This is a genomic window from Flavihumibacter sp., assembly GCF_036676075.1.
Classification (GTDB): domain Bacteria; phylum Bacteroidota; class Bacteroidia; order Chitinophagales; family Chitinophagaceae; genus Flavihumibacter.
In genome coordinates this window covers 30200-48972 of record NZ_JAKFDQ010000009.1, presented here as the reverse complement: position 1 = coordinate 48972, position 18773 = coordinate 30200, and the positions used below count along the sequence as shown (strand labels likewise).

Here is an 18773-nt window from a genome sequence, read left to right as displayed (position 1 = left end):
TATGAAAAAAATTCTTTTCCTCTCCCTGATGATCATGATAACTGTTTCTTCCTACTCACAGGAGGTTACGCGGGTACCCTGCCCTCCCCTGCGCACCTATGCCATCAAAATAGCGCCAGCAGCAATCATGTTTGGTAAAGTATCGCTGGGTGGTGAATATGTATATAGTGAAAGAAAATCACTCACCTTTTATGTGGGTGTACCATTCAATAAAACAGGTAATGTTTCCTTTGATGAAGATGTGAGCAAGGTTGGTTCAAAAACATTTTCCATCATGGGAGGTTACAGGTACTACCTCAAAAAGCAGAACATGAAAGGATTCTATATTGAACCATTTATAAAATATCTCAATCACAAGGGAGAAGGTGTTCTGGAAGGAACACTTGGACCAAAATCTGTTTTACTCGATTATAATTCGGACTATAATGGAATAGGGCTGGGTGCACAACTGGGCGTTCAATTTATTATCGGAAAGAAACTTGTGCTCGACTGGTTCCTGCTTGGACCGGAATTGAACAGTGGAAAAATAAACAGTAGTTTCCGCGATATAACATCAAGTGATTGGTCTGAACAGGATGCAACGGAGATAGAAGCTGATATTGAAGATGTACTGCAGGATATTCCCCTGATCGGTAAGAAGATAGAAGTTGATGTGAATGGTTCTACCAAAACAGTAACAGGAAAATATAAAGGATTGTTACCGGGTATCAGGTCGGGAATATCTATTGGCTACCGCTTCTAAAAGATCATAACTTAACAAATCTTTCAATTGATGCTCCTGGCTGATCGGCCCTGATCATATATTGTCCGGCGCGTAATCCCGAAATATCAACAACAGCCCGTGCCTTATTAACCGGCACAGTCAGCATTGCCTGTCCGATCATGTTGTAAACAGTGAGCTGGGTAATTTTTGATCCTGATAAAACATCAATAGTGATCTCACTTGTAGCGGGAACAGGATATACTTTAAAAGCAGACACGGCAATCTCAGAAACTTTTGAAGCACCGTTCCAGTTAGCATCCAGTACAGTTCCTGGCGCACCGAGCGCACCTGAAGATAATAGTGCCTGGCGTGGTGCTCCTGTTTCAAACTGACTGCGCATTTTTCTTTTTTGTCCCTCCGTGAACATGAACATACAAGCATCATCTGTCAGGTCCATAAAGTTCATGTACATATCTCCCTTTGCATCATTACCACAAGTTTGAACAACTCCTGAAGGGCAACCCCTGTTATAACTTTTCTGGGAAGGTGTATCATCAATACCATCATCACCGCAATATCCGTCACCCCAGATATGCTTAAGTCCAAGCCAATGGCCGATCTCATGCACGGCTACGCGACCCATATTATAACTACCCGGTTTGTTGATGGTACCAAAAACCATTTCATTCAATACAACTCCATCAGTAGAAGCCGGTGCACCCGGAACACTAGCATATCCCAATACACTATTTAAAAGACTGCCTACCCAAATATTGAGATAATGATCTTTTGTCCAGGCATCATCACCACCCTTTGAGCTATACTTGATACGGTCATCAAGACTGAACATGGAGATATTTGTTTTCTTTCGAACGATTCCTGATGTTGGATTTCCTGCAGGGTCAATTTTGGCGAGTTCGAAACGGATCAGGCTTTTCCCAACTACTCCTTTGAAGCGCTCGGGAACATTAGCCAGGTCGGCATTGCGGCCACCAAAATCGCGGTTCAATGCTTCAATCTGTGAATACACCTGCTCATCGGAAATGCTGGTGATGCTGTTGGTAAGAATATGCACCACTACAGGAATGATGATCTCCCGGTTTGCATTAATTGACTGCGAATTGCCTGAATATATTGTATTGCTGATTGCCGGAACAGCATTGGTTCCGTCAGAATGGAGAGTGTACGAAATTGAGCCAGATTGATGACAGGTTTTTTGTGCCTTCATCAAAATGGGTACGAAAAGCGAAAAGAGTACTGCAATGATCCGTCTCATTAAAATTTTCATTTGGTGGACGGCCATTCATAGCTGGATCAACAGCAATTCATTGGGTAGATTTCAGCGCTTTCGGTAGGATATTGCAAAGAATAGAGGGTAAAGCAACATATTTTTCTTTATAAATCAAAGCCTTCTGACAATATTTTTGATTTTGTTTGGTCATATCAAGAGCCAGGCATTGTATTTTTACCCTAATTAAATCAGCATGAAGTCCAGTCTGAAAACAGTTTTTATCGCCCTTTCCGCCTTTATGATCCTCGCCTGCAACACGGTTGACCAGGGAAACACAGCACAGGGTGACAATAATTTTGGTAATGTAGCCGCCCCGGCTGCTATTCAATATAATGTACTGAATGTTTACCCCCATGATACTACCTCTTACACACAGGGTCTGATGGTTCATAATGGCCAGCTTTATGAAGGAACCGGTGGAAGTCCGGAGTATTCACACTATAAATCGTGGGTGGGTAAGGTTGACCTGCCATCGGGCAAGGTTACCAGCAAAGTTCCCCTGGAGAACCAGTATTTTGGGGAAGGTATAACGGTGTTGGGAGATAAGCTATACCAGCTTACCTGGACAAGCAAAAAGGGCTTTATTTATGACCTCGCCACCATGAAAAAAATCCAGGAGTTCCCATTGAAAACTGAGGGATGGGGTATTACAACAGACAGTACAAATCTTATTGTTTCTGATGGCAGCAGTAATCTTTATTATCTTAATCCAACAGATTTTTCAACTGTAAAAATTCTGGGTGTAAATGATAATAACGGCCCGGTAAATAATTTAAATGAGCTTGAGTTTATCAATGGATTCATTTATGCCAATAAATATCAATCGAATTATATCCTGAAAATTGATCCATCAAACGGACAGGTGGTGGGAAGGGCAGATATGGGAGGACTTCTTGAAAAGTATGCAAAGGAGAATGCAAAAGAAGATAAATACAATAATGGGGAAGGTGTACTGAACGGCATTGCATATGATGCTGCCACAAACAAAATTTATATCACAGGTAAACTATGGCCAAAGTTATTTGAGATCACGCTGCAGTAAATTATTTGAAGGCACAATATATAATGGAGCTTGCGCTTTCAGTATTTGAAAGCGCTTTTTTATTGGATCTGATCCCTTCTACAAAAGCGCTTATATATCCCTGTTTCCCTTTTTTATATTGCTCGCTCAGCATGCTGATGTAAAAACTGTCGAACCACATTGGATGCATCGATCTTATTTCCAGCCCATGCTGTGCCAGCAAGGTTCTTACAGAAAGGGGTGAAAAATGATAAAGATGCCGGGGAACATCATAAGCAGCCCAGTGTGATCTGTAATATGCCGCATCATCGGATGTATAGTTAGGCAATGCAAGGATAAATAATCCTCCTTCTACCAGCAGCGTGCGGATCTGATTGATATAAGCATGCAGGTCATGCACATGTTCCAGCACATGCCACATGCTGATGATATCAAAGCTCTTTTCATTTAGTTTAAAAAGATTCTCTGCATCAGCAAAACTCAATCCATAGCGATCATGGGCATGCTTTCGTGCACCTGCATCAGGTTCCAGCCCTGTTACTGTCCAACCATGCTCTTTCATCTCGTTGAGAAAAGCCCCGGTGCCTGCGCCAAGGTCAAGTATGCTGCCTGTATTTTTTCCACTGGTATTCTGTACAAGCTTACGCTTCTGCTTAAGTGTATATTGACGAACAAGGTGATAGGCCGAATTCACCAGTCCTTTTTTTGTATCAGAATGTGAAATGTAATTCTCCGATTGATAATAAGGACCAATTGATCCTGCATCGGGAACATCCTGTGTAAAGCGAAGTTTGCAGTTGTTACATTGCCAGATCGAAAAGATTTCTCCTGACACTGTATGGTCTTTTGCTTCCATCACCGGCTGGATGGCTGCATCCCCGCAAACCGGGCAATTTTGGTAATGAATTACAGGCATAATACGGGGAAGAATTAACGACTCAGTTCAGGCATCTTTTTCGCGGGCACAACAGTTTGGTTACCGGCAGCAGCTGCGTTAAAACCATTTTTGAAAAACTGGAAGAAACAAATACTAAGTGCTACTGCGGCTATGATGATGGCATATGTCCACCATGATTCTCTTTCTACATGAACACCGGTTAAGAGCTCAGGCATTTCAGTATTGGTTCTTTCCACATCACCTACTAATATCTGGTGCTCAGTATTCTCCCTTAAGATCCTTACAGCAGAAACTGGTTTCAATGGCCTCACCAATGCCTGATCAGCTTCGAAAAAGATCTCACCATCATCATCTGTATGAAAAAATCCCAATCCAGGCCACTCTGCCTTTTCGCGATTTCTTATCCTGGTGCGAAGTTCATATGCGAACTCATTATACCATTTCATTGCTTCATGATCTGCAACACGTTTACGTGAAGCCAGGTATCCAAAGAAATCCTTATCAGGTGCATCAAAATATTTATCAAAGCGAAAGGTAAATCCGGGAGGGAGCAGTTGCCTGTTCACAAAATCAGTACGCGCGGGTATACGCTCCATATGGAGAGTACCCAGTCCGGGTATGCTCACACTTTTGTGCTGGAATAAATAACTATTTAATATCTCCATCTATCAATCGGTTGACCATCGCAAAAGAACCATATTTAGGCTGACTGGCAAAATTAAGGTTACTAATTCTGGCCAAAGCGGAATATGACGCCTCCCAGCAGGTTAAAGCCGAAGACCTCATACTGGTTCCAGCGCTGGTAATTATTGTTGAAGATATTGTTTGTCTGGAGCCAGAGATTGAGCTTCTTTGAAACCCTGAAATCGAGTCCCGCATTAAGGTCAAAGGCCTTATCCCCCTTGCGGGCATTGCCTTCCTTAGTTCTGTATGCAGGGCCATCCCAGGCAAAAAGGTCGGCCTTAAAGCTGAGATCTTTCAGCACTTTCCACCGCAGGGCGGCTTTCACCTCGAGGGGTATCAATCCCCATGCCCTTGTTTGTCCTCCAATTTTAGTGAAGTTGTTATAGGTCAGTCCCGTGGTGAAACTGAATTCCTCTCCCCTCAGATACCCCAACTCGCCATGAAGCTGTAATACTTCCATTGAAGGGGAATACACGGTTAAAAATGTTTTTCCATCAACCTGGTCGTTCACAAAAAGATTTACATTTTTCTGTTCTGAATAAGCAGCCTTTGCATTGAAAGTAAAACCACTGGCAAGGTTCCCTTTGAAACCTACATATGCTTCACGTATCCGGTGGTTCAGTAATTCATCCGGTGGGGCGATCCATGGATTGATACCGGCAAAACGCTGGTATGATCCTTTATTGAAATAGCCGATCCATCCTCCCTGGAGTGTAAAGCGCTGATCATTTGTTGTTAGCTCAGCCATAATATTGGGTAACATGGTAAATTCCTTGTTATCCCATGAAGGAAGTATACCTGTATGGATATATACATTAGGCGTCTTCAAAAGCAATGCGGGTGAAACCGTAATCAGGTTGTTCTTGATATCATCACCTGATTCGGGTTTATAGCGTGTGAGGTCGGCCATGAACCCAAGGTTAAAGCCAAACATTTTGCCGAAAGTCTTTTGCAGCGGCAGGTTGAATACAAAATTATTCTCGGTTGATTTATTGCCATCATTCTTACCGGCGAAGGCATCGAAGGTTAGTGTGGGAGAATAGCTGATCCCATATTCCGTTGGGTTGGTATTGCGAAATCCTATATAACCGTCAACGGTTTGAAATCTTTGTTTGAGATCTGATTTTGAAAACTCAAGGGTGGTTGGCTGGTAACCATATAGAAAATAGTCTTCGCCTTTAAAACCAAGCTTTCCTGAAAGTTCATGATCGTCACTCACTTTATACGAACCTCTTAACTGGAAATCACCCAGGTTGTTTTTCTGGAAGGGCAGTTTACCTTTTGAACTGTAATATTCAGCATAGGCGCTCATGAATGCACGGCTACCGTCACCAAAGCTTGCAGCACCCTGTAAATAAGGAAGGTGATAATTGCCGGCACCTATCTTGAGGTACTGGTTATCTTTCCATGCGAGCATAGAATCTGTTTCAAGTGCAATTGGTTTGAGGGTTCCGGGTTGATAAGGTACCCTTACCTGTTGCCTTGGAATATCATAATTCAATAAGGGCCTGCTTGTATCAAGCTTTGGCAATGCAGCCGGGAAATTCAGCTTTACCGCATCTCTGAGTACTGGCTTATACGTGGAGGTGATATCTATTGTTTTCCTTTTACTTGTGTCCTGTGCCTGGGTGATACCACAGGCACCTATAAAAAATATTAATCCAAATGAATACCTGAAATATCTTTTGCTTTTCATAGCTACCATTTCAATTGTTTGATCAATCATTACCGGAAACTTTTGACTGGGTGCGTTCTGCCTCTGATGCTTCATTAAGTTTTCTTTGCGCCTCTTCTTTCAGTTCAGGAATGGCTGCATTCTCAACAACACTCTGGAAGGTGGCCTTGGCATTGAAATAATCCTGCTGCTTCATATAAATATCTCCCAGCAGGATGTATGCTTTGGTAACCCATAATTCATAGGATCCGCTTTTATTGATTACTTCAAAAGCACTCTTCTCTGCTTCTTTCCATTTTGACTGACTAAACTGGCTGTTGGCGATCTCATATCTTGCCTCTGCACTCAATGCACCTTTACTGCCTGCAGCAGCTGCCTTATAATAAGATATCGCAAGATCATATTGCCCTTCTTTTTGAGCTGATCTTCCCAGCACCATATTGGAAAGAAGTTTATCATCGGCATTGGCACCTTTCATCAGAAGCAGTTCCTTGGCATTGGCAGTTGCCTCCACCCACTGTTCCAATTGGTATTGACTTCTTAACAAGCCACGCGCGGCTTCCAGCTTGTTCTCCTCGGAGCTGGCGAACTCTTTGAGTTTGGTATAATAAGTGGCTGCCTTTTCATAGTTCTTCAATTCGAAAAAGTTAAGCCTAGCTGCCTGCAGAAGCGATTTCTCACCAAAGCGATTGGGCGCCCTGTCGGCAACTGCCTGGTAAGCTTCGGCAGCTTTTGGCCATTCTTTTTTACCAAGATGAATTTCCGCCTTATAATAATTGGCTTCTATGAAATAACGACCCTGCGGATAACGTGAGAGATAAGATTCAAAGCGCTGTAAAGCATTCGTGAAGTTGCCATTGCTAAGCTGCACTTCCGCTTCTGCATAAGCCAATGAATCGGCTTGTGCACCAGATATATCGCGTCCCATCTTCTTGGCAAAATCTACATACTCTCCGCTCCTGCCCTCTTCCACATAAATAGAGCGGGCATTGTCGAGCGCTTCTTCTGCCTCAGAAGAATTTGGGTACTGTTGCAGAAGGGTATTGTACTGCGAAAGTGCTTCAGTATTATTACCGAGATTATAATGCGCAATACCTGCCTTCAGGTAGGCACCTGGCTTGAGCGCTTCACTTCTTGAATCTTTAAGCACTGCATTAAGGTATGGAATAGCCTCCCGGAATTGTTCATTGGAAAGTAGTGTATTGGCGATCTCAAGATTTGCATCGGGCACGAGAGATGAGGAAGCATAGTTGCGTTGCATTTGCTGGAGCAACCTGATTTTTTCAGCACTGTTCTTGATACCTGCAATCATTGCACGCTGGAAACTGGCATAATCGCTGGCGGCCCAGCCCATCCTTATCACCTGGTCATACATAACATCAGCTTTTCCATAACTACGCTGCATATACTGTGCATCGGCAGAACGCAGGAAAGCATCCTGCTCAACCGCCGTTGAACGGGCGGAAGGAAGTTTTACAACCTTTTCAAATTCTGTAAATGCCGGAGCATACATTTCTTTTTTCAGGTAAGCATATCCCAGGTTATAATTTGCATTAGCCGGGTTCACTTCTCCATTAACGGTACCGGAAGAAAGATACTCGCGATAGTAACGTATGGCCTCATCATACCTTCCACTCCTGAAGGCCAGTTCTCCTTTCCAGAATTGTACCAGGGGTAAGACCTGCTGGTTTTGAGGAGCACTTAATGCTTTATCCAATAACTCCTCCGCTTCGCTGAGCATACCATCATTAATAAGCTCTGTGGCCCTGCCATAGAGTATTGGTGGATAGTAGGCCTTTACCTGTTCAGAAGGATTCTTAATGGTTTCAAGCATTACAATGGCGTCTTTGTAATTACTTGTTTTTGTCATTACACCGATCAATACTTCCCTTGCTTCCTTTTGATAAACAGAAGCGGGGTAGCGTTGAATAAAATCCTGCAGTTCAGTAAGTGCGATATCATGATATCCTAATTCATAGGAAAGCTTTCCATAATTGAATTTTGAAATTTCCTGTTGTGTTGGATTACTGCTGTTCAGCGCACAGAATAAAAAGGCATTCCGTGCATTTGCCTTCTGACCGGTTTTCAAGTAGGCATCACCAAGAAGGTACATTGCATTTTGTGCAAGAGAATCTTCTTTACCACTTAGCTGCTTGAATCCGTCGATTGATTTTTCATACTTACCGGTATGATAGTAGCTATAGGAAAGTTCATAGAGGTCCTGCCTGCTTAGAGAGGGCGCCTTGGCCGCATAAGCTTCGAGGTATGGCAATGCTTTCTGGTAATCTCCTTTTTCGAACCATCCATGACCCACCAATTTTCTTAATTCCGTGTCATATAATCCACTCCTGGTTTTCAGTTTGTCTTCTGCGTAGGTAAGTGCCTTTTCCTGATCACCATTGATATAGTAGATGGTTGCAATATAATAAGGAACCACCTGGCCGTACTCCTCGTCTTTCTCCACCACCATGAATGACTTCAGGGCCTCACTATACTGCTTATCCTGAAAAGCAATGAATCCATAGTAATAATTGGCAGCCGCATAATTGGGATTATCAGGGATCTGGCGTACCGCATCCAGCAATGGTTTTGCTTCTGCAAATCGCTGGAGGTTGAAATAACTATAACCCTGGTGAAACTTCAGGTCAGCAACTTCTTTATTGCTAAGGTGCTCAACAGTTGTTTTTTCATAATAAGATACAGCCTGGTAATAATCCTTCTGCCTGAAATGATATTCTCCCAAATGGAAGCTCATCATTTCGACCCGGCTCTGGTTATCATCGAGATCAATAAACTCAACCGCCTGATCTACCGCACCCTTTTCATTCTGCATTAATCCGCATGCGATGGTATAATACCGAATATCCTGGTAATTCAAAGCCTGGCCGCTTCTGTCAGAAGGTCTTAACTGCTGACTGAGTTCTTTGAAAATCGGGTATGCTAAACTGTACTGCTCGCGTTGATAAAATTCTTTTGCCTGTTTGAGCCCCACCTGGGGATCAGTGAAAATACTTGTTTGCTGTGCCTGGGCAATCTGAAGTAGCGAACAGCAGACTATCGTTGTGACGACTCTTCTCACTTGTATTAGATTTAATTTTCAAAGGTCAATGGAAACCTAGTAAAGATTTTAATTATTTTGATAGTGACCAAATAACATTCCAAACAACTGTGGATAATTGAAATGATTAACAATTCTTTGTCTCCAACCATTAATTTTGGCGAAAAAGGATCTAATGAAGAAATTACTTTCAACTAATTACCAGGACTGGGCATTTCATACCATGATGTTTCTGCTGAGGCTTACGTTTGGAGGCCTGATGCTGGTAAATCACGGATTTCAGAAACTTGTCAAATATCCTAACCTTCAATACAAATTCAGTGATCCATTCAATATAGGTTCACAACCGTCGCTCTTATTGGTGATATTTGCTGAAGTTTTTTGCTCCATCTTACTGATCGCCGGACTTTTCACCAGGCTTGCAGCCATCCCACTTGTTATAGCAATGGGAGTTGCATTTTTCATGGCACATAATCATGACTTCAATGAAGGAGAAAAGTCGGCACTATTCTTTACCGGATTTCTATCCATTTTACTTTGTGGTCCGGGCAAGGCAAGCATCGACAGTATGATGGGAAAATAATCATAGAATATGTACATAACAGAAACGCAGGTTCGGGTAAGGTATGCAGAAACAGACCAGATGAATGTGGTGTACCATGGTAATTATGCCCAGTATTTTGAAGTGGCACGTGCCGAAAGTATAAGGCATCTCGGATTCACCTATAAGGATATGGAAAAAATGGGGATCATCATGCCCCTGGTTGAATTACATATTAAATACCTGAGGCCGGCCCATTATGATGATCTGTTAACCATTCGAACAACGTTAAAGGAATTGCCGCAAGATCACCGCATCGAGTTTCATCATGAAGTGTTCAACCATGATCAGAAACTATTGACCATTGGAAGGATCGTATTATATTTCGTGGAAGCCGGCACCATGAAGAAAACAACCATGCCAAAGAAACTCTTTGAAAAACTCGAGGGTTATTTTAACTGATCCAAAAGCTGGAACATTTTCTTTACAACCGTAGCGGAGCTGCCGGAATAATTATTCACCATGATGGAGATCGTGTACTCTTTACCGTTTGATGCTTTATGGTATCCTGCATAGGCCCTGGCACCATTTATTGAACCGCTTTTTAGTTTCATGCCATTATACACAGGGAGTGATTCATAAAAAGACGAATACCAGGAAGCTTTGCGGGCATACTGCAGACTTTGAACCAAAGCCATGGCAGTGATCCTGTTCTGGGGTGAGAGACCACTGCCATCAACAATATTGATGGCATCAGCTTCAATTCCCTTCTTTTCCCAATATGATCTTATAAAATCAACGCCTGCACTGGTAGAAGCCTCTCCTTTATTTTTCCATCCAATTGTTTTCACAAAGGCTTCCCCATACAGATTTATACTTTTCCGCATGAACCAATAAACCAGGCTGTCAAGCGGCGGTGATTGATGAATATATAATTCCTTAAGCTCTTCCTTTTGTACCCCATTATTATTTTTCTCAACTTCTATTGAGGACATATCCAATGCCGCATGCAGTTCTTCATGCAATTGCAATGGTGGCAATGGATGCGCACCTGATATAGAGAACCGGTTCTCGCCTGCAGGTATGGTTCCCCTTATTAAACCGGAGGAAGTACCTGGAATAAAATAAACATATGCGTTATCGCCGCTTCCCTTAGCTCCGGCACGAAGCATGGAAACTAATTGTATCCCTTTCAGTTCGGGAGAGGTTGAAACGATCTCAACAGCAGCGCCTACCTGGTTTGGAGAGCGCAGAAAAATATCAAACTGGTTCTCATGCCAGTTAATTTTATGTGCACCCGCACCATAATAATTTGCGAGATCCTGCCAGATCCATCCATCAGGAACGGCTTCATGATTCCATCCCGTTGTATCCGTAATTATGTTTCCCTTTATCTTTTTTATGCCATCACGGTTAAGAGCAGCAATGATATTATCCAGTATGCGGGCTGGCTTAGTTTGTTCATAACGCCAGCTTCCTAAACTCGGATCGCCACTGCCACTGATGATCATATCACCATCTAACAACTGGTTCGCTATAGTACCACTATACCCGAATACTGTTTTATAACGATAAGTTTTACCCAGCATTTCAAATGCGGATACACTTGTCAAAACCTTGAGGGTACTGGCAGGCATTAATCCCACTTGTCCATTATGATCAAAAACTATTTTGCCTGTGGAAGCATCTGCAACAACCATTGCCCAGGTTGCGTGTTTAAGTTGAGGATCGGCAGAAAACTTTTTGGCCCCTGCCGCGAGTGAGGATGGTTGTGAATAAACTGATCCTATGGCAGTTGTCAGAACCATCACGAATAGAAGCAGGTATTTGAACAGGTTTATTTGCATGGCGGGAAATTAGTATTTCCTGTGGATGCAGCAGCATCATTAAATGGAATTAACTTTGAAACCATATAAAGCACAATGCAAAATATCAACGCTACCATTATAACAATTGGGGATGAATTACTGATCGGACAAGTAATTGATACCAACAGTGCCTGGATGGCCCAGGAACTCAATAAAGCAGGCATTAGTGTGAGAAGAAGAGTAGCGGTGGGCGATGAGTGGGATGCTATCTGGAATACTCTTGAAACAGAAATGAGATCGGCTGAAATAATTTTAATAACAGGAGGGCTGGGTCCAACGGCAGATGATATAACCAAGCCCCTGCTATGCAAATTCTTTGGGGGGAAGATGATCACTGATCAGCGGGTACTGGCGCATGTTACCCACCTGTTTGAAAATGTTCTGGGAAGACCAATGATAGAGAGAAATGCAAAGCAGGCAGAAGTACCTGATGTCTGTAAAGTACTACATAACAGCAGGGGAACTGCGCCAGGTATGTGGTTCGAAAAAAACAACTGCATTGTTGTTTCACTTCCCGGGGTGCCGCATGAAATGAAAGGACTGATGACGGAAGAAGTAATACCTGAACTGATCAAAATATTTAAGCGTCCTGTTATATTGCACAGAACATTACTTACTTCAGGAATTGGAGAATCATTTCTTGCAGAACGGATAAGTGAATTTGAACAGGCTTTACCGGATCATATTAAACTTGCATACCTGCCACATTATGGCATGGTGAGGCTGCGGTTGAGTGCTAGCAGTTATGACGCCGAGCTTTTAACAAAAGAGGTGGATGACCAATTCAATAATTTACAGTTGCAGCTATCTGATGTATTGGTAACAAACAAGGATGAATCTCTTGAGCAGGTAGTAGCCCGACAATTGGTTGCTGCAGGCAAAACCCTTGCTACTGCAGAAAGTTGTACCGGAGGTTATATTGCTCACCTGATAACTTCCATGCCTGGATCAAGCCGGTTTTATACAGGGTCGGTGATCAGCTACGCTAATGATATTAAAAAACGCATACTTCATGTTCCTGTGGAAACACTTGAAAAGGATGGTGCAGTTAGCGAGGCAACTGTAAAGCAGATGGTAGTTGGGGTTCTTGAAACAATGAAGACCGATTTTGCACTGGCAACTTCCGGGATCATGGGTCCTGATGGAGGCAGCGAGGTGAAACCCGTTGGTACTGTATGGATAGCTGTTGGTGACGCCAATGAGATCATCACCCAGAAATTCCATTTCCGCTATGACAGGAAAAGAAATATTGAAATGGCAGCGGCAAATGCCTTAAACCTTCTCCGAAAATTCATTATAGATCAGGGGAAGATCTAAAAAACTAACAGTCATTAACATTAGTGCCAAATCCTTACCTTTGGCCACAAATCATAAGATATTTATGGCGATTGTTGACCTTCTGATGCCAAAAATGGGAGAAAGTATTATGGAAGCCACTATCCTGAAATGGCTTAAAAATCCCGGCGATAAAATCACCCAGGACGAAACCCTTCTGGAGATTGCAACAGACAAAGTGGACAGTGAGGTTCCAAGCACTGCCGAAGGTGTTATTGAAGAATTATTATACAATGTTAATGATGTGGTTCCCGTGGGAACTGTAATAGCAAGGGTGCGTACAAACGCAGAAGACACCGTGGCTGCGCCATCCAATCCTCCTGTTATCAATGAAACGGAACGAGCGGAGCAGGTGTCAGCCCCTGCCTCCTATACTCCCGATTATTCTGAAACGATACCTTCCTCCACACCTCATACAATTCAGTCAGCAGGCAATAGATTCTATTCTCCTCTTGTACTGAATATTGCTGCCAGTGAAGGCGTTTCCATGGTAGAGTTGGAATCAATGGCGGGTACTGGAAATGAAGGAAGAGTCACAAAAAAAGATATCCTGCAATTTGTGCAGGAAAAGCGTTCTGGTAATCAGCCTGCAGCACAATCGGAACAGCCTCCTGTTACAATGCCTCAAGCAGCCCAGGCTCCTGCATCGGTACCAGTTGCTCAACAACCAGCAGCAACTCAGGCACCTTCCGTGCGTGCTGAAAGTTCTTTGGCATCCCTTGGCAATGTTGAGATCATTGAAATGGATCGTACGAGAAAATTGATCGCCGACCATATGGTCAGGAGTAAACATACAAGTCCCCATGTAACCAGTTTTACAGAGGCGGATGTTACCAATCTTGTATTATGGCGCGATAAAGTAAAGAGCCAGTTTGAAAAACAGGAAGGAAGCAAAATAACTTTTACCCCTCTTTTTATTGAAGCGATTGTCAGATGTATTAAAAAATATCCCCTTATCAACAGCAGTGTTGATGGTGACAGGATCATTGTCAAAAAGGATATTAATATCGGCATGGCAACAGCTCTCCCAAATGGAAACCTGATAGTTCCGGTGATCCGGAATGCCGACCAGCTCAACCTTGTTGGATTGGCTAAGCAGGTGAACGGGATGGCAGAGAATGCCCGCAACAACAGGCTCAAGCCGGATGATACCCAGGGTGGAACATTTACCCTCACCAATGTTGGCACATTCGGAAGCCTGATGGGAACGCCAATTATTCCTCAGCCACAGGTTGCCATCCTTGCTGTAGGTGCTATCAAGAAGAGGCCGGTTGTTATTGAAACAGCACAGGGAGATTCTATTGCTATCCGCCACATGATGTACCTGAGCATGAGTTATGATCACAGAATCATTGACGGTAGTTTGGGTGCTACTTTTCTTACCGCCGTAGCAAGGGAACTAGAAAATTTTGACCCTAACAGGAGTATCTGATCGATATAATTATTGTGAAGGCTGACCATATTTCTCCCGCAGAAAGGTCAGCCTTTTTCCTTTTACCAAAACGATGAAAAGATTGTCGTATGCACTATCGGGCAGATCTTTAAACTCCTCTTTTCCCATTAGACCATTAACAAGATCATCCACGGTATTGCTATGTCCTACAATAAGTACATTGCCTTTCTGGGACCTTAATTTATTGAGAAAAATACTATCAACTTTTGCATACTGTTGAACTTCCAGCTTCTTGTCAGAGGCAACACCAGCGGCGGTAGTTAATGTGCGGACTGTATTCGTTGAGAAGATGGCATCGATCTTTTCGGCAGAAAGCCTTTCTTTTAATGCAATTGCGCGTTGGTTGCCTGCCGCTGAAAGTGGTGGATCATTGGGTGTATTCATTACCATTCCGTCTGATGCCTGTGCTTTCTCTGCATGGCGAACTATGTAATATTTCTGAGTGCAGCTCGTTATAGAGAGGATACTTAAGAGGATAAGGAAAGGAAAAAATTGCCGCATAACTTTACTTTAACGGCAATTTCAGTAAATTATCCTAAAAATCATCTGCCATGAAAACATTATCTCAAACATGGTTTGCAGAAGGATATATTGACTTTGAGCTAAAAAAGTATACACTGTTGGCCTACCTGCAGGAGGTGAATCGCAACTTTAATGAAAACCGGCTTTACCCCCAGCTTGCGGATGTAATATTTCATTATCATAACCTTGTGCGTTTCCGTGAGAATAAAAAATTCCTGCAGGAACAATTTCCCAAAAAACTAAGTGGTGTTCAGATTGAAAATCTTCAGTTGCTCTACGAACAAATGATAGAGGATGATGAACTAATGGAAGAACTGGAAAATATAATCGGATATGCTGAAGGGCAGATAAAAGGGACCATACAGAATGGTTCCCAGATCTATGAGTTTGTAGAAGAGAAGATACAGATCGAGCCGGTAGGTCTCATTCCGCTCGACAATAAAGAAGGCTATTTCTTCCTCAGTACGGGATCCGGAAAATCAACACAGATCTATTACTATCGTTTAAGCATATTCGAAAAGCATGATGAACAATACCGTGCCATTAAAACAACTTATATAACTGAATGGCAGCGATCAATCAGCAATAGTTTTGAGAATATGAAAGTGACGCTTATAAAAGAAAAAAAAGAGCTGCCCAATCCTGCTGTATACAATATTGAAGCAGCTCTTTCCTTTCCACTCGAAGAAACCCTTTTACCTATTGCCAAAAGGTGCCTGGTAAGGTATATTTCTTAATCGGATAATCCCCAGTCGATACCTTTCTTAGTTGCCGGTATCCCTTCTGCCATCCACCTTGGAGCAGGAGCATCTTTCAGGTAATGGTCAAAGAACTGCGCCATGCGAATTGTCCAGTCTTTCCTGTTCCTTCTCTCAATTATTCCATGTAACTCATCATTGTAATTGACCATCCAAACAGGCTTCCCTAACCTGCGCATTGCACTGAATAATTCTATACCCTGGTACCAGGGAACAGCATCATCTTTATCGTTATGCAAAATCAGTAAGGGTGTTTTTATTTTATCGGCTTTGAACAGCGGTGAGTTCTTGATATAAAGATCAGGTTTCTGCCAGAGGGTAGCTCCCAGCCTGCTTTGTGTACGCTCATACTGGAACTGCCTGCTGATACCCGTTCCCCAGCGAATGCCTCCATAAGCACTTGTCATATTGCTGACGGGCGCACCGGCTTCAGCAGCGGCGAACATGTTGGTGCGCGTTACAATATAGGCGATCTGGTAACCGCCCCAACTATGACCCTGCAATCCCATTTTGGTTGAATCAACCCATTTAAACCGGGCCAGATGCTTTGCTGCAGATACTACAGAATTATATGCATCATCACCAGGCTGACCGGTCTTGTAATAAATATTCGGATCAAATACAACATATCCATTGCTTGTGTAATAGGCAATATTCACCGAAGCCCTTACCGGCATCGGCTCTATATAACGGAAACGGTTATCTGCATTCTTTTCATAGAAGTAAAATATAACCGGGTATTTCTTTGATGGGTCAAAATTCTCTGGCTTATACAGCAAACCCTCGCTCATTTTCCCGTCGAACATCTTCCATTTTAATAACTCCACCGTAAACCAGTTATACTGTTTCTGCTGTGGATTAAGATCGCTGATTAAGGTTGCATTTGCAGAGTCTGTAATGCCTGTAAATGTTGATTGATAAATATTAATAGCAGAAGGCGTCTGCCTGTCAAATATTATTGTTTCAGCGTTCTTCGATTTTCTTACCCCGGCCACGTAGGCCTGTTGTATAGCAGGCTTTCCTGAACTAAAGCGGAAGGAAGATCCAAGCGTATGAACCTCCCAACCCGAACCCTTTGAACGGTTATCAAAAAGGTTCAAAAGTATCTTCTGGTTCTTCTTAATGAATTTTTCTTCCGTATCTGTATTTACGTATCGTATCGTTATTTGATTTTTCCGTCCGCTGGCTCCGGTAATACAAAGGGGAGCCAATGCCTGGGCAGGATCACATTTCCAGATATCATATTTATCATAGATAAAAACTGCCTCGTCATTTTCGAGCCATCCCATCAATCCATGAGGTGGCGGAGAATCCGGATGATCATCCTCTTCATCAAATAAAGGCACGGTGATACCCTTAGTCATATTCCTTATTGTGGATGCGTTACAATCATAAGCCATCCAGTTTCTTTTATCACGGTCGTACCAGTAAATATATTTTCCTGCAGGAGATATCCGCCCTCCTCCCCTTACTTTATCAGCGATCAGTTTTCGATTACCTGTATTGAGATCAACAACATATAGCTTCACCATTCCATCCATTGCCCATTGCTGTTGAACCCTGTACCCTTTTGAACTGCTGGCAACGGCAAATCGTCCCACCCCTTCGGCAGATGGAGTCACCAGTTCAAGTGTATCTTCCGCCAGCCTCGTCATTTTATCATTTTCCCATAACGTGAGATAACTTCTTCTTTGTTCATTATTCAGCTGCACCAATTGCTGCGGTTGCAGGTAATCATCTTTATAATGCCAGATATCAAGTTTTGCCGTTTCGAAATCTACCAGCGTAGTATCCTTTACCAACGGAGCCGGTGCAGTTCCAAAGAATAATCGTTTCCCATCTTTGCTGAAATAATTGGTAAAATGCGGACTTATCACCCATCCGGTAGGAAGTAGACTACTATAGGCATCAAGTTTTTTTACTGCTGTATCCGATCCTTTATCATGGATAAACAAGGAATAAAATTTCTTTAACGCTTTTTGTGAACTGTCTCGGTCAGCCACAAAAGCCACCCGGTTTCCATCTTCTGAAATGGCATAACCTTTTGCATCCTTGAAATCGTTCAGAATGGTTTTAGTAACGCCGCTGGCCAGGTCATGACGTAGTAAAGAAGGCGGTGTTTTATTATCACCATTCTTTCCAGTGGTTTCAACGAGTAAAACATTTCCATATTTATTAAAATAGAATTCGCTCACCAAAGAAAAGCGAATCTCTTTTCCTGAATTAAGGTCAAGTAAAACCAGGTCCGTTCCTTCTTCTATCTTCTCATCTTTTTTACTGCCGGCATTATCACCGGTTCTCGTGGGTTTTAATACAGACAGTCCTTTCTGATTAGCCTCTGCTACTTTATTCCTTAAGCTATCAGCCACTCTTGCCAGGCTATCTGCTTTCCTCAATAAATTTTTAAGCTGTTCTAAAGAATCGGGAGCAGCTGCTTTTCCGGCAGATTTTCCTGTGTGGTAAGCAATCCATGACCCTCCCTCTTCCGGCATTTTGTAAGATTTAATGTCGGGTATCTTTCTGATGCTATCCATCCCCAGGTAAACAATCACCAGAGAATCCTTAGGCATATCAGCGGCTGGTTTCTTTTTGATTCTTGCTTCTCTTGTATCCTTAAACAATGGCTTGATCCTGGCAACGAGGTATTTGCTATCCCCGCTGAAAACAGCCTGGTAGGCACGGGGAATAACGCGGCTATACTTACCGTCGGCCGACCTAACAATCATTTCGCCATCACCTTCCTGAACATTTACCCCATAAGCCAGGTATCGACCATCATCAGTAACCAGCTTCTCGCCTACCTGCTGCCAGGAATCATATACAGAATGATCAAGTGGTTTTTTCTGGGCAAGGGTTACGCTACTAAATAATACAAGGGCAATAAATAAGAATCGTATCTGCATAAGGTGGAAGTTAAAACTAAAAATAAACCAAACTTTGTTCAGATGGTTTTGTTGAAGCATCAG

15 protein-coding genes are annotated in these 18773 nt (G+C 42.7%); 7 read left to right on the top strand and 8 right to left on the bottom strand.

Annotated elements, in window-relative coordinates; genetic code table 11:
* Position 1: 1 nt before the first annotated feature.
* Positions 2–742, top strand: a complete 741-nt coding sequence (locus tag V6M43_RS09005; protein ID WP_332734470.1) for a DUF3575 domain-containing protein — start codon at positions 2–4, stop codon at positions 740–742.
* Between the two features lie 4 nt (positions 743–746).
* Here the strand turns inward: V6M43_RS09005 and V6M43_RS09000 are convergent, their stop codons facing one another.
* Positions 747–1979, bottom strand: coding sequence for a M43 family zinc metalloprotease (locus V6M43_RS09000; protein ID WP_332734468.1), 1233 nt, complete (start codon positions 1977–1979; stop codon positions 747–749).
* A gap of 208 nt (positions 1980–2187) precedes the next feature.
* On the opposite strand from V6M43_RS09000, the gene V6M43_RS08995 reads away from it, so the two are divergent.
* Positions 2188–3036: a glutaminyl-peptide cyclotransferase gene (locus tag V6M43_RS08995; protein ID WP_332734466.1), complete on the top strand. Its 849-nt coding sequence runs from the start codon at positions 2188–2190 to the stop codon at positions 3034–3036.
* A 1-nt stretch (position 3037) separates the two neighbouring features.
* Here V6M43_RS08995 and V6M43_RS08990 read toward each other — a convergent pair whose 3' ends face one another.
* The 4 genes from V6M43_RS08990 to V6M43_RS08975 all read right to left on the bottom strand — a co-directional run bounded on the left by V6M43_RS08990 (position 3038) and on the right by V6M43_RS08975 (position 9351).
* Positions 3038–3931 carry a class I SAM-dependent methyltransferase gene (locus tag V6M43_RS08990; protein ID WP_332734464.1) on the bottom strand — a complete coding sequence of 298 codons (894 nt, stop codon included), beginning with the start codon at positions 3929–3931 and terminating at the stop codon, positions 3038–3040.
* A 14-nt stretch (positions 3932–3945) separates the two neighbouring features.
* On the bottom strand, positions 3946–4578 hold the full coding sequence (locus V6M43_RS08985; RefSeq protein WP_332734462.1) for a hypothetical protein: 633 nt from the start codon (positions 4576–4578) through the stop codon (positions 3946–3948).
* A 62-nt stretch (positions 4579–4640) separates the two neighbouring features.
* Positions 4641–6293 (bottom strand): hypothetical protein, encoded by a 1653-nt coding sequence (locus V6M43_RS08980; protein WP_332734460.1) that lies wholly within the window; start codon positions 6291–6293, stop codon positions 4641–4643.
* A 22-nt stretch (positions 6294–6315) separates the two neighbouring features.
* The gene (locus tag V6M43_RS08975) at positions 6316–9351 is read right to left on the bottom strand and encodes a tetratricopeptide repeat protein (protein WP_332734458.1); all 3036 of its coding nucleotides are present in this window, start codon (positions 9349–9351) and stop codon (positions 6316–6318) included.
* Positions 9352–9505: 154 nt separating this feature from the next.
* Between V6M43_RS08975 and V6M43_RS08970 the strand changes: the two genes are divergently transcribed.
* Complete coding sequence (locus V6M43_RS08970) at positions 9506–9913, top strand: DoxX family protein (protein ID WP_332734456.1); 408 nt, start codon at positions 9506–9508, stop codon at positions 9911–9913.
* A gap of 9 nt (positions 9914–9922) precedes the next feature.
* Entirely contained in the window at positions 9923–10333 is a 411-nt protein-coding gene (locus V6M43_RS08965; protein WP_039132413.1) for an acyl-CoA thioesterase, read from the top strand.
* On the opposite strand, the gene dacB is transcribed toward V6M43_RS08965, so the two are convergent.
* On the bottom strand, positions 10321–11718 hold the full coding sequence (dacB, locus tag V6M43_RS08960; RefSeq protein ID WP_332734453.1) for a D-alanyl-D-alanine carboxypeptidase/D-alanyl-D-alanine endopeptidase: 1398 nt from the start codon (positions 11716–11718) through the stop codon (positions 10321–10323). The genes V6M43_RS08965 and dacB overlap by 13 nt on opposite strands.
* A 75-nt stretch (positions 11719–11793) precedes the next feature.
* Here dacB and V6M43_RS08955 point away from each other — a divergent pair, with 75 nt between their 5' ends.
* Both V6M43_RS08955 and V6M43_RS08950 read left to right on the top strand, forming a co-directional pair.
* Positions 11794–13056: a CinA family nicotinamide mononucleotide deamidase-related protein gene (locus V6M43_RS08955; RefSeq protein ID WP_332734451.1), complete on the top strand. Its 1263-nt coding sequence runs from the start codon at positions 11794–11796 to the stop codon at positions 13054–13056.
* A 64-nt stretch (positions 13057–13120) separates the two neighbouring features.
* Positions 13121–14506, top strand: coding sequence for a dihydrolipoamide acetyltransferase family protein (locus V6M43_RS08950; protein WP_442902313.1), 1386 nt, complete (start codon positions 13121–13123; stop codon positions 14504–14506).
* Positions 14507–14515: 9 nt separating this feature from the next.
* Here V6M43_RS08950 and V6M43_RS08945 read toward each other — a convergent pair whose 3' ends face one another.
* Complete coding sequence (locus V6M43_RS08945; protein ID WP_332734448.1) at positions 14516–15028, bottom strand: SixA phosphatase family protein; 513 nt, start codon at positions 15026–15028, stop codon at positions 14516–14518.
* A gap of 50 nt (positions 15029–15078) precedes the next feature.
* Between V6M43_RS08945 and V6M43_RS08940 the strand changes: the two genes are divergently transcribed.
* Positions 15079–15786: a hypothetical protein gene (locus V6M43_RS08940; RefSeq protein ID WP_332734446.1), complete on the top strand. Its 708-nt coding sequence runs from the start codon at positions 15079–15081 to the stop codon at positions 15784–15786.
* On the opposite strand, the gene V6M43_RS08935 is transcribed toward V6M43_RS08940, so the two are convergent.
* The gene (locus tag V6M43_RS08935) at positions 15783–18710 is read right to left on the bottom strand and encodes a S9 family peptidase (RefSeq protein ID WP_332734444.1); all 2928 of its coding nucleotides are present in this window, start codon (positions 18708–18710) and stop codon (positions 15783–15785) included. The genes V6M43_RS08940 and V6M43_RS08935 overlap by 4 nt on opposite strands.
* Positions 18711–18773: the final 63 nt, after the last annotated feature.

Coding starts and splice junctions, on each gene's coding strand:
- V6M43_RS09005 (WP_332734470.1), top strand. CDS start 2: ATGAAAAAAATTCTTTTCCTCTCCCTGATGATCATGATAACTGTTTCT.
- V6M43_RS08990 (WP_332734464.1), bottom strand. CDS start 3,931: ATGCCTGTAATTCATTACCAAAATTGCCCGGTTTGCGGGGATGCAGCC.
- V6M43_RS08965 (WP_039132413.1), top strand. CDS start 9,923: ATGTACATAACAGAAACGCAGGTTCGGGTAAGGTATGCAGAAACAGAC.
- dacB (WP_332734453.1), bottom strand. CDS start 11,718: ATGCAAATAAACCTGTTCAAATACCTGCTTCTATTCGTGATGGTTCTG.
- V6M43_RS08980 (WP_332734460.1), bottom strand. CDS start 6,293: ATGAAAAGCAAAAGATATTTCAGGTATTCATTTGGATTAATATTTTTT.
- V6M43_RS08940 (WP_332734446.1), top strand. CDS start 15,079: ATGAAAACATTATCTCAAACATGGTTTGCAGAAGGATATATTGACTTT.
- V6M43_RS08995 (WP_332734466.1), top strand. CDS start 2,188: ATGAAGTCCAGTCTGAAAACAGTTTTTATCGCCCTTTCCGCCTTTATG.
- V6M43_RS08950 (WP_442902313.1), top strand. CDS start 13,121: ATGGCGATTGTTGACCTTCTGATGCCAAAAATGGGAGAAAGTATTATG.
- V6M43_RS08985 (WP_332734462.1), bottom strand. CDS start 4,578: ATGGAGATATTAAATAGTTATTTATTCCAGCACAAAAGTGTGAGCATA.
- V6M43_RS09000 (WP_332734468.1), bottom strand. CDS start 1,979: ATGAGACGGATCATTGCAGTACTCTTTTCGCTTTTCGTACCCATTTTG.
- V6M43_RS08935 (WP_332734444.1), bottom strand. CDS start 18,710: ATGCAGATACGATTCTTATTTATTGCCCTTGTATTATTTAGTAGCGTA.
- V6M43_RS08970 (WP_332734456.1), top strand. CDS start 9,506: ATGAAGAAATTACTTTCAACTAATTACCAGGACTGGGCATTTCATACC.
- V6M43_RS08945 (WP_332734448.1), bottom strand. CDS start 15,028: ATGCGGCAATTTTTTCCTTTCCTTATCCTCTTAAGTATCCTCTCTATA.
- V6M43_RS08955 (WP_332734451.1), top strand. CDS start 11,794: ATGCAAAATATCAACGCTACCATTATAACAATTGGGGATGAATTACTG.